The 10,561-nt window shown below is 37.1% G+C and carries 12 protein-coding genes; all 12 read left to right on the top strand.

The features are described from left to right. The first annotated feature begins 134 nt into the window (after positions 1 to 134). The 12 genes from GC098_RS23680 to mraY all read left to right on the top strand — a co-directional run bounded on the left by GC098_RS23680 (position 135) and on the right by mraY (position 10,297). The gene (locus GC098_RS23680) at positions 135 to 1,061 is read left to right on the top strand and encodes a DUF5677 domain-containing protein (protein ID WP_171645683.1); all 927 of its coding nucleotides are present in this window, start codon (positions 135 to 137) and stop codon (positions 1,059 to 1,061) included. 16 nt (positions 1,062 to 1,077) lie between these two features. Then, positions 1,078 to 1,983 carry a hypothetical protein gene (locus GC098_RS23675; RefSeq protein WP_171645682.1) on the top strand — a complete coding sequence of 302 codons (906 nt, stop codon included), beginning with the start codon at positions 1,078 to 1,080 and terminating at the stop codon, positions 1,981 to 1,983. Between the two features lie 273 nt (positions 1,984 to 2,256). Next, on the top strand, positions 2,257 to 2,514 hold the full coding sequence (locus tag GC098_RS23670; RefSeq protein WP_216625402.1) for an Imm32 family immunity protein: 258 nt from the start codon (positions 2,257 to 2,259) through the stop codon (positions 2,512 to 2,514). 249 nt (positions 2,515 to 2,763) lie between these two features. Continuing rightward, positions 2,764 to 3,453, top strand: coding sequence for a hypothetical protein (locus GC098_RS23665; protein WP_171645681.1), 690 nt, complete (start codon positions 2,764 to 2,766; stop codon positions 3,451 to 3,453). A gap of 187 nt (positions 3,454 to 3,640) precedes the next feature. Then, the gene (locus GC098_RS23660) at positions 3,641 to 4,042 is read left to right on the top strand and encodes an Imm7 family immunity protein (protein WP_171645680.1); all 402 of its coding nucleotides are present in this window, start codon (positions 3,641 to 3,643) and stop codon (positions 4,040 to 4,042) included. Between the two features lie 149 nt (positions 4,043 to 4,191). Beyond that, positions 4,192 to 4,512, top strand: a complete 321-nt coding sequence (locus GC098_RS23655; RefSeq protein ID WP_171645679.1) for a hypothetical protein — start codon at positions 4,192 to 4,194, stop codon at positions 4,510 to 4,512. 246 nt (positions 4,513 to 4,758) lie between these two features. Beyond that, a complete protein-coding gene (locus GC098_RS23650) occupies positions 4,759 to 5,271 on the top strand; it encodes a hypothetical protein (protein WP_171645678.1) in 513 nt (170 codons plus the stop codon). A 169-nt stretch (positions 5,272 to 5,440) separates the two neighbouring features. Further along, positions 5,441 to 6,292: a protein kinase family protein gene (locus GC098_RS23645; protein WP_171645677.1), complete on the top strand. Its 852-nt coding sequence runs from the start codon at positions 5,441 to 5,443 to the stop codon at positions 6,290 to 6,292. A gap of 342 nt (positions 6,293 to 6,634) precedes the next feature. After that, positions 6,635 to 6,799, top strand: a complete 165-nt coding sequence (locus GC098_RS23640; protein ID WP_171645676.1) for a hypothetical protein — start codon at positions 6,635 to 6,637, stop codon at positions 6,797 to 6,799. Between the two features lie 246 nt (positions 6,800 to 7,045). Then, positions 7,046 to 8,086 (top strand): reverse transcriptase domain-containing protein, encoded by a 1,041-nt coding sequence (locus GC098_RS41280; protein WP_312880305.1) that lies wholly within the window; start codon positions 7,046 to 7,048, stop codon positions 8,084 to 8,086. A 52-nt stretch (positions 8,087 to 8,138) separates the two neighbouring features. Further along, positions 8,139 to 8,840, top strand: coding sequence for an HNH endonuclease (locus GC098_RS41275; protein ID WP_312880304.1), 702 nt, complete (start codon positions 8,139 to 8,141; stop codon positions 8,838 to 8,840). Positions 8,841 to 9,334: 494 nt separating this feature from the next. Further along, positions 9,335 to 10,297, top strand: a complete 963-nt coding sequence (gene mraY / locus GC098_RS23630; protein WP_171645675.1) for a phospho-N-acetylmuramoyl-pentapeptide-transferase — start codon at positions 9,335 to 9,337, stop codon at positions 10,295 to 10,297. Positions 10,298 to 10,561 lie beyond the last annotated feature (264 nt).

Below are 10,561 nucleotides of genomic sequence, written 5' to 3'. Positions count from 1 at the left end.
ATATGTAACCATGACGTTCCTACGGAGCGTCTTTTTTTGTCTATGTGGCATTGTAATACATGCGCCCTGTTCAAGCAGTTTCAATTCGAGGATAATGAAGGAACAAGAAGAAACCAGCTTGGGAGGTAAGCAATGTGGACGCAAATCATGACATACTTAAACGAAACGTTTCCGGGGAAATTAAAAAGCTAACAAAATATGCTTCTGAGAATGTTGAAGAAATGGTTAACTTTGGAACACACATCTTCTCGTGGCTAATGGAATTGGATGTAGACGTTGCGGATCCATCGATCAATTTGCTTTTCCGAAATTACTTAGATGTAATTGATTCTATATCTATTCTACTTAAAGCAGGTTCTACTGATTCTGCGATTATCTTATTACGCTCTGCATTTGAAATAGCGATGAGTATATTATTCATTTTACAAGATAAAACGGTGGAGCGGGGACTTGCCTATCAGCTTGCTCACTATAAACATATTCAAAAACAGAATAAGAAACTTGATAAGGAATCACCCCAGTATGCAAGTTTGCTGGATATATTAAAGAAAGATAGGAATGCAAAACATATCATTGATCAGATGGAGATTAAGAATCGTAAACAAGTTATTGAGGCATATGAACAAGTTTTTAATCAATCTAAGTACACGAAAATTAATGAAGAGTGGGTCCGATTAGAGCATCAAAAGAAAAAAACTGAATGGTACAGTTTGTTTGACGGGCCTAGAAACCTAAAGGCATTGTGCGAATTATTGGAACATCATGCCTTGTATGAAATACTGTACGCATCATGGTCTTTAAACGCTCACGGGAAATCATCTATGAACGCCCTTATTTTAGGTGGAGAAATCAAGAAGCTACGTTCACCTCTTGATATAAAAATGATTTTAACGTGGACAATGAATATAACGATAGATTTGTATTATAAAGTAGTCAAAAGCAGGATTCCTAATAAATCAGAGAAGTTCGGTTTATGGTATATCAATTCAGTTCAGTCCAATTATACGTCCATTACGGATAAAGATTTTAAGATGATCAATCTTATTCCAAGTGAATTATAGGAGAGGAGACAACGACATGATAAGTCGTTTCGATCCGATTTCGCTAAGATATGTTAAAGAAAAGTTAGACGACATATTGGCTAAAATCGATGCATATGGAATTTCGATAAATGTACAAAGCAGATTCAATAGATTTAAGATTGCTGTGGAAAAAGGACTTATTCAACAAATGGATAATCCTATTGAGGTATTAGGTGAAGACTCATTTTCTAAATCAATCGATTTTGTTTCATTTTTAAGACGCATGACCACTCTTGGTCAGGGACTTAGAGACTTTTATGAATTATGGAGTATCACATCATCTCAGGTGGTTATGAAAGATAACGTGCGGGAGCTCGCATTAATTTTCGGTGGGAATGTAAACCCGAGAGACGACAAACTTACGAATACCAGGCCAAGGGATATTCAATACCAGTTGTTTCTAACATCAGTATTTGAATTGAGTGGATTCCATGTATTAAATGCTGAACCAGATTTTATATTTGTTCATGGAGAAGAAGAAATTGCTGTAGCCTGTAAAAGGATAAATAGTAGAAAACAAGCGTTCTCACGAGTTAAAGATGCAGCTAAACAAATTACAGAAAGTGGTCGAAGAGGATTCATTGCTCTCTCTTTGGACAATTTAGTTGAAATCAATTTTTATCAACATACGACTGATTCCCAGAGGTTAAATCAGTTTGCAACTGAATTGTTGAAGGATTATTTCAGTAGTACCTTTGAGGGGGGCTCTCTTCAGTTTGATAAAAATATACTTGGTCTCATAATTAACATGGGGGCTATTGGTGGAGATATATTAACTGAACGACTTAACTATTCATGCGCTTGTGAAATGTTAATAATTAATCACGGTGACAGCAAAATGAACGAAAGTTTAATGGGACTTGGCAGAAAAATTATTTTGGATGCAACTAAGTTAATTTGAACCATTTGAATTAAAACAAGTTACCGCATCTAAATGTAGTGATTACATGTGAAGTATTTCAATATACATATTGAATCATTCACTACCTTCAAAAGAAGGGTTGAAGCTCCTCCCTAAATAGAGGTCAGATAAGTAAACTAACGAGAAACGAGAGTTGAAATTGCGGTTGCATCGGAAACAGTTTTTGTTTTGCTCAGTTAACGGGGTTAGTGTAAAGAAATTACATATGAAATGATATACTGAATTCAATTGGCTACAGGGGAGGCGAGTATGATGAAAATTGAAATTGAGATTCCTGAATATACTCCCGAAAAAGGATTGAAGATTTATTGGAAAGATAATTTTCAAATTAAAGCGACGAGCCTAGGAAGTGATTTTGTTATTGAGGCAAATAAAGAGGGATTAATTTCAATAGCAACTCAATTACTTGCTATGGCTTACAATAATGTGCCATCTGGTTTTCATATTCATTATGAAGATGGTACATGTCTCGAAGATGGTTCAGCGAGATTTGTTATCGAGGTAATGTGATGTCATTGCGCTAACGGATAACTATAGTTGAATTAAATCTAAGTAGGCAGTCGGCAATATGATCGACTGCCTTTTCTCAATCAAAGGGCAATTAAGCGTACTAAATATGTAATAGAATTTACGAATTATGGTAACATGGGTAAAGGTCTGTATTTCGTAAATCAACTTAAATAACACTTGTTTAATAAAGTTTGCAAATAATGTGTTAGGTGGAATTAATGCAATAATTAATTAAAGGAGGGGTGCATTGTGGGTTGGAGTTGGGAAGAAAACAGTGTTTTAAATAATTATTCACCTGATACACCATGCCAAAATATATTTCAAGCTGTTTGTGATGAGATAGGAAGTTATTATTCTTCAAAAGGGTTTCAATATGCTAGATCACGTCCCAAGATAACTTATAAAGATCAAGAAATTAAGCTGGAAATTTCGTTTTGGTCAAGTGCTCGTAATATACCTGGAGATTACATACTTCTTGAGATCATACCCTCATTTTATTCTATTCAATTAATTAGAAATGAAAAAGTAAAGAAACAAAAAAGTAAGAGTAATGGTTATATATTAGGTCATCCTGCAATATTTGTTCATGCATTGTCAGATCGAAATTCTGGAACAGTAAAAATAAAACAAATTTTTGGAGAAGAGCTAGAACGTTTTGAGAGGTCGGATTTAGACGCAGTATTAAAGCTAAATAACGCCTGTAACGTCTATGGTTTAACAATTGAACAATTTGAAAAAATACTTGATTTTATAGACACGCAAATTATCTCTTATTTAGATGTTCTAAAAAATTATGATAAATTAATACAGTTTATAGAGAATTCTAACAAGGAAAGATGCTACTATCTTAATAATTCAAATATCCAAGAATATATTGAAATAACATTTCCCACTATGAAAGATCAAATAATTGAGTTATTGAATAAGCAATTTATTTAACATCTGTAGGAATTTTCTGATGGAACAGCCTTCGCATAACACCATATCTACTCTGTGGCTCCACTGCGTAACAGACACTTGCCCAATTACTCGCTAAACCCGTTGACCGTTGGTACAGGCGGTTGAGATTGTGAGATAAACATTTAAATAACGCAGAACGATAGTTCAATGAGTTAGGAGAGAAATAATGTTTGAATTTCATGGATGGATTGTGTTGAGATACCATACTCATGACACAAGTGAAGACTTGCAAGATAAGGCTTACACTAAGTTTGTTAACTATTTGAAAGTTGTAGATAGTGAAGGACTTTCGAATATTAAACGAAGGAATGGGTTAGATTCTTGGGTCATCTCTGGCTTACATAATCATTGCACGAGTTATGTACTGGAGATATATAAGTGGGTGTCTGAGAACCTCCCAGGCTCATATGGACTTTTATATATACACAACGATGAAGATATCGAAGATAACAATAAATTTATTGTATGGAAGCTCGCTCGTGGGATTATTACTCGTGAGACGGACAGTCTCCTATCGCCGTATATCCCAGTGGTTGAGGATGAATATGATCCAAACAGAAGAGATTAAATAATGGTTTGTTGGTTACGCTAACGGGCAGTTATGCGTGGTGGCAGCTAGCAGTTTGTTGTGAAGGGATTAGCCTTTTAATATTGAATTTCATTTAGTAAGCAGAAAGTAACGGATGAGAAATATGTTGACGTTTAGGAGGGACAATAGTGGAAAATAATGAACTGATAGCAAGATTGAAAAATGTTTGTATGGAATTGATACTTCAACTAAGAGGTAATAACGGCGAAAATGGAAATGCACTGATTGATAGTAAATTGATTAGTGCTTTGCACTCATACATTGATTTGTATAAACAGTCAATAAGTAATGATAGTATGGTTTCTAAAGAGATTGTTGGTATTCTACTTTATACTTGTAGTAGATTTTACATTCAGAGCAAATACTCAAAGAACTCGGATGATTTATTGAAAGAATTCGATAGGTTAAACGGTAAATTATTGGGGATATTTGTACCAAAGGACATGTAATTTTCTTTTAAGCTAACGGGTAACGATAGCACAATAAACAGGGAGCAGATTGCCGCGGCAGCTGCTCCCTGATTTCATTAAAGTAACGGGCAGGATAATTGAATAAATAGAGGAAACTTATTCCATTATGACGCGTCTAATAAGTGCAGCATAATAACTTAATTTTTTAGCGTGAGTAATACGTTTATCTTTTATAAGCAGGGAAATCAGATCTCGAATGTTTCTTAAAAGAAGGAAGTGACTGAAATGAAAAATAAAATCATGATATCGGCATGTGTCAGTTTAGTTATTATTATTGGAGGATCACTTAGTTATAGTGCTTATGCAGATAATCTGCCAAATGCAGTAAAACTATCTCAACTTAAAAATGATTTTGAAAAAGAAAAGGCAATCTTTGAGTCAATGCCAGAGAGTAAAACAGATGAAGATCATGCTAAAGTGGAGAAGCAAGGCCGTAAGGTAAAAGAACTCGGCAGGGAAGCTGGATTGTTAGAAGCAGATTTAAATCCACCTGATCCAAAAAAAGAGTTAGAGAATAACATTCGTGGATTAAAGGGAGTTTTGGCTGAAACCGAATATTTTAAAACAAGAGTCGATGATGCTGCATATGGAGAGATGTATAAAGAAGGAATTAAAATTGTTGAACAGAAGAAAAGAGACCTTGCTGAAATTGAAAAAGAATTAAAAGATAATAAAGCACCTATTGAAGAACTTGTAAAAAGGTTTGAAAAAGTTAGAGATACAAAAGTGCTAGAATAAGGCAATGGGCATTAAGCTAACGGGTAACGATAGTGAAGGAGCTGCTCGCGGCAGCTCCTATTTTTGTTCATTCAAGTAACTGGCAGTTTAGTAGAGATGTAAGACGCTGGAGTAATAATTGAAGTAATAAAGATTGACTAATAATTATATAGAGGAGTTGAAGAAATTCATGAAAGATCTCACATACCCTATCATTCGATTTTCATTATCAAGCTTGAAGGATTGGAGAAACGAAGCCTTCATAACAGAGCTACTCCAGTCGATAAACAAGTTTGGCAGAGATTTCATTCCTCAAAACTACGATCGGTTTCAACCTCTTAAGAGAAAATATAATCCGGAAGATATAAGTGAAGTGGTTGATCTATTCATGAACCGGGAGACTCTTGCTTGCATCCAGGACTCTTCAATTCCTTCTATAGATGGCTCTCTTCTTATGGAGAAAAGAAGAGGACATAAAATCAGTTATAATATCTCTTTGAGAAAAAGCAATATAGTAGGTTTCAATTCCTTTAGTATGAGAATTGATATTAACTTCCTACTAAAAAGCCAAACCAATTTTCGCACTGCTTTAGAGCTATTCAAAGAAATCATAAGTATTACGGAGCCCATTCGAGGTATTATTGTGAATGAAAACATTCCAGGCGCGTTCGGCGAAGCAGAGAATCTGCGCGTGATACACCCTGAGCTTCACTGGATCAACTTGTTTGGCAAGCCTTATATTGAGTTATTCGGGCGAGACAAGCTTTTAAGCGCCCCTTGTTATCATGTAGAGGAATTAAATAAAGACGTAATCGCTCTTCAGCTAACTGAGAACCCTTTCGAACCTATACCTGAAGAGGATAGGCGGTTGGTTAAACAGCATTTGGGGGAAGAAGCATTTGTCTCGGACGGTTTTACTTATCGCTATTACGAGATCGAGAAAAAGAAAACAAAGGTTCCGGATTTTGATTTCTCCGAAGTCATGTTTGATTCAAATCTTCCTATTGAACAACTAAAAATTACAAATATGTATAACAAATAATTAATCTTTTATGGGGCCAGTATTTATGTTATTGAACTAACGGCGAAGTACGACAAGTTCTGCTATAAGCACCAAACAGTGTGAAAAGCAGGAGATTACAGCGGTAATTTTAACTTTACAACCGAGGATGGGAATGACGGAACCATGTATCCCGAAACCATCCCGCCAACACTCCTGCACGCGTCATGTTTAACAGAACATGAGGTGTGGAGTTCAGGTAGATTCGACAGAACGAAGGCTGAAGCCATTAAGTAGAAACAGGTATGCCAACGGATATGTCGCGCGGCTGAAAAACTGAATATGGTGAGAATGTCGCACTGAAGCGAACTGACGAACTTCCGAATGTACAGGTCTAAAGTTAGAGCATGCGGAAACGTATGTACCATCAAACGATGGGGTGAGTGGCGTAAAGTAAAACTTTCACCTATGAAATACGCTATGCCGAACAATGGCGGCATTGGTCTCACAGGCTTAGAGGAAGCACCTAAGTTCAGAAAAGATAGCTAGGTTGTAAGGAACTTGGAAAACAAGGGACGTTGCAGGAAGGGCTGTTACCCGAAACGGTTGCAATAAGGCACTCGCCGAAATGAATTTATCCTTGTGAGGGCAGGGGCGCGACTGATGAAGCCTCTGTAATCGAGGTGGAGGAACAGCCCCAAGTCTAATTGAAAAGAACGATCATTTTCCATACGTGAATTGCACCGATCAGGTAGGAATGTGGGGACACCGCTTCATTTTAGGAGGGGTGCCACAGTGCAAGCTTTACGAAATTGGGAGTATTACGGCATGACAGAATCTTTTACGGACTTGTACGCAAAAGCGGAAAATAAGGAAACTTTTTCACATCTCTACGAGATCGTCACATCCAGAGAAAATATTTTGCTTGCTTACCGTACGATGAAGTCCAATAAAGGATCAAAGACACCAGGAACAGATGGGCTAACCATCAAAGACATCGAACAACGACCCGAATACGAATTAGTGAGTGAAATCCAAAACAGACTGCAAAACTATCGCCCCAAGAATGTCAGACGGAAGCTTATCGAAAAAGATAACGGCAAAATGAGACCGCTTGGCATCCCATGCATCCTCGACCGCATCATTCAACAGTGCTTCAAGCAAGTACTTGAGCCCATAGCTGAAGCCCAATTTTACAATCATAGCTATGGTTTCAGACCCCTTCGATCGACACACCATGCCATGGCAAGAGTTCAATTTCTCATCAATCAGGCGTCGATGCATTATGTAGTCGACATCGACATATTTGGGTTTTTCGACAACGTCAACCATACGTTGCTCGTAAAGCAACTTTGGAACATGGGCATTCAAGATAGAAAGGTTCTAGCATGCATCTCAAAAATGCTAAAAGCCGAAATCGAGGGGGAAGGAATACCTTCAAAAGGGGTACCACAAGGGGGTTTACTTTCCACACTGCTCTCGAATATTGTACTGAATGACCTCGATCACTGGGTGGCTGGTCAATGGGAACTCTTTCCGCTGACACGACCTTTCAAATCAAGAACTGGCGAAAGAGCTGCGAAAATGCGGTCTAGTCTGAAAGAAGGCTATCTGGTGCGTTACGCCGATGACTTCAAAATCATTTGTCGCGATTGGAAAGTCCGCTCAGAGGTGGTACCATGCGGTTGTTCTTTACCTCAAAGACCGTCTGAAACTCGATGTCTCTCCAGAGAAATCGCAAATCATCAATTTGCGAAAAAGAGAGTCAGAATTCCTTGGGTTTACAATCCGAGCGAACAAAAAGGGTCAAAAACGAGTAGCGCATACGGGCATTAAAGCGAGCAAAAGGCAGAAAATTAAAAGTGAAGCCAAGAAACATATTCTCAAAATGAGGACTTCGCCAACGGCTCTAAACGCTGCACGGTTCAACAGTTTTGTTTTAGGAATTCACAACTATTTCAATCGAGCAACACATGTAAGTGTTGCGTTCTCACGTCTTGCCTACGATCTGCGAGCTTTCATGTACAATCGTCTCAAACAAATCGGGAAATACGAGCATCCTGCAAACCCACCGCCAACGTACAGTAAATTTTACAGCTTGGGTTACAGGACGTTTAAAATAGCAGATGTTTATTTATATCCTCTAGCCAATGTGAAAACAAAGAATACGATGGGCTTTAGTACAGGTCTTTCGCTCTTCACCACAGCAGGCAGAGAACAAATACACAAAAAGCTTCGACCAGATTTACGTCAGGAAATTTACTTACTTACGAAATCTAGCATCCCGAATCAAAGTGTTGAATATATGGATAATCGGATTAGTCGGTATAGCATGAAGATGGGAAAATGCGAAATTACAGAGATGCACCTCTTCGCATCCGATGTTCACTGCCACCACTACATCCCGTTGCACCTAGGTGGAAACGACAAGTTCAACAACTTGCGCATCCTCCATAAAGATGTCGGGCAACTGATCCTTCAAACACATAAAGAGACGATTGACGTACTCAAGAACAGACTGGGTCTAACGGAATTGATGATGAACAAGATCAACAAATACCGTGAAAAATATGCTTTAGAACCAGTTTAACATATCCAAAATCAATGAGTAACGAGGAACTTATGATCAAGTACATTTAGTTAGATGGAACGCGGAGTGCTTGGAAACTGGCACGCTCCGTGTGGAGCAGGGGAAAAGCTGGAGATCACATCAAATGCTTACCTATTGCAAACCGATAGTTCAATAAAGAGAAGTTTCATCTAAGGCACAATCAAGCGACTAACTAAGCATCATCAAACGATGATGCTTTTCTTATGCTCTGAGAACGTGTAGGAAGCATGGTATAGTTTCGGGATCGAGAGAAAGTCGTCAATAAAATAGGAAAGATATTCCTTTGAAGTTTCTCTTTTTTTTATTCATATTTTTCATGTAACATTAAGTTATGGAGAGAGAACCGTAAGAGTTGTTCAAAACGAATATTAAAAGGAGGACTGAAAAATTACACTTCCTCTACAGGAATATTTATCCAATAAATTAACGTATAATAACCTATGCCTGTACAAAAAAACAATAGGGGATAAATCATGCTACAATCAACCTTAGGTATTTCTACACTTTCCTTTTTTATGGTCGCACTTTTATGTCCTATTCTTATTTGGGGGTTACGGACGTTAAAACTTACCCAACCAATTAGAGCGGAATTACCTCCAGACCATCAAGCCAAACGTGGAACTCCGTTAATGGCGGGTCTTGTACTTTTAACAGGCATATTAGTAACCACTCTGACGAGACCAGACCCATTAACATTATTCCTTAACACCACCTTCATCTTATTCAGCATAATAGGTTTTATTGATGATTTTAAAAAGGCTTATTTTCAAGACCCTTCTGGTGTTTCAGGAAAAACAAAGCTAATCCTTCAGTTTACATTTACTGGTGTACTCCTGTGGTATCTGATTAGTACATATTCCCTTAGTCCGAACATAACAATATTTGGTGATTATTCATTAAAACTTCCCCTTCTATTTTACTTAATAATTATGATGCTCTTTATTGTCGGTTCAGCAAATGCGATTAATTTTACCGATGGATTAGATGGTTTACTTATTTCTGTAGCTATTCCAACATATTTTTTCTTTTTTATTATTTCTGACAAAATTGGTGTTCAAACATTTTCATTGGTAATGATTGGTTGTTTATTAGGATTGTTTTTCTATAATATATATCCTGCTAGAGCGTTTATGGGTGACACTGGTTCTTTGGCTATTGGTGGTTCTTTAGCTTTTATGGCTATAATTGAAAAAGTTGAGATATTAATTCCCATCTTATTTTTTATATATTTATCAGAACAACTATCAGTTATATTACAGGTTTGGTACTATAAAAAAACCAAACTTCGTATTTTTCGCATGGCACCTATTCACTATCATTTTAGCCTGAAATATGGTTGGAGTGAAAACAAAATTGTTATGATATTTGGCTTCATTTCATGGGTATCTACTTTGATATGTCTGTTGTTATGGAAATTTATGTTTTTAGAATATTAAATGTAAAAGCATCATCATTCGATGGTGCTTTTCTTTTGAACATCAGACTCGCCACAGCTACAGGGCTTGTGAGGGCAGTAGAGGACTAAGTGTCATTTAAAGTCTAAGTGGTCACAATTCAACGGATATGATTCTCCCCGAAGCGAACTAATATCATGGGCGGATAGGACAAGTATCTTCTATGAAAAAAGTATTAAACAAATAATGGAAGTCGAAATTCAAGAGAAAGTTGATGCGTATAATCTTTTTTTAAATGAACAACTC

Origin of the sequence: Paenibacillus phytorum (assembly GCF_013141715.1) — a bacterium.
GTDB lineage: Bacteria > Bacillota > Bacilli > Paenibacillales > NBRC-103111 > Paenibacillus_E > Paenibacillus_E phytorum.
Note: the sequence above shows the minus strand (reverse complement) of the source record. Positions and strands in the feature narration are given on the sequence as shown.